This is a genomic window from Vibrio sp. 1580, assembly GCF_033340055.1.
On sequence record NZ_JAWOVT010000253.1, the window covers coordinates 1 to 731 of the forward strand.

Consider the following 731-nt stretch of genomic DNA (forward strand, 5'->3'; position numbering starts at 1 on the left):
GTCAGGCAATAGACTTTAATGGATTAAGCTCAAACGAGATTGTTGAATCGCTTCTTAATCGAGGTGTTATTGATAACGGATAAAGTGATTTGAGAAATGAAAAGTGCGGCGGTTAGATTTGACCGCTGCGCTTATTAGCGTTTGGTGTTCTTCAATATCTGGAAAGGGAGTTAGGTATAATTTTTATCTTGGTTTCTTTAGACGTGAATGTCGAGAAGGCTGCCAATTACCTCGTTATTTTTTTCCACAACGGACGCACCAATACGGTTGTAACTTGCGGCTTGAGTAACTTCGATAAGAGGTTCGATAACAGTAGCATGTGCGGCTAGGGAAGGGTTCGCGGCGAAAGCCACATTTTTAGCGAGTTCGACTTTATTGAATGATAAGTCTTCACCGCCTTTTACGAAGGTTTGTTGAATCTCATGTGCAGCTTTATCCGCCATCTTGTGCGATAACTGCATGATTTGTTGACCGGAGTGAATCCCTGAAACTGGCATGATCATAATTCCACTTATTATGCTGTTGTTAGCATAGGAAGTGTTTATAAAACGTGCAAGTGATTTATATCAATAACTTAATCAAACAAACAGTTTAGATAACATTTCACGCTCTTCAGTGGAGAGCAATGGCTTTTCCTTTTTGTTCAGCGTCATGCTGATTTCGCCTTGCAATGTTTTTAACTGACTTGCCGTCAGGTCTCCAAGCTTCTTTTTTAGCTCTTTAAATTGTTG

At 40.1% G+C, this 731-nt stretch carries 1 protein-coding gene; it reads right to left on the reverse strand.

Going from position 1 to position 731, the window contains the following annotated elements; translation table 11 throughout:
* Window positions 1–197: 197 nt before the first annotated feature.
* Window positions 198–497, reverse strand: a complete 300-nt coding sequence (locus tag R7093_RS25350) for a hypothetical protein (protein WP_005498550.1) — start codon at window positions 495–497, stop codon at window positions 198–200.
* Window positions 498–731 lie beyond the last annotated feature (234 nt).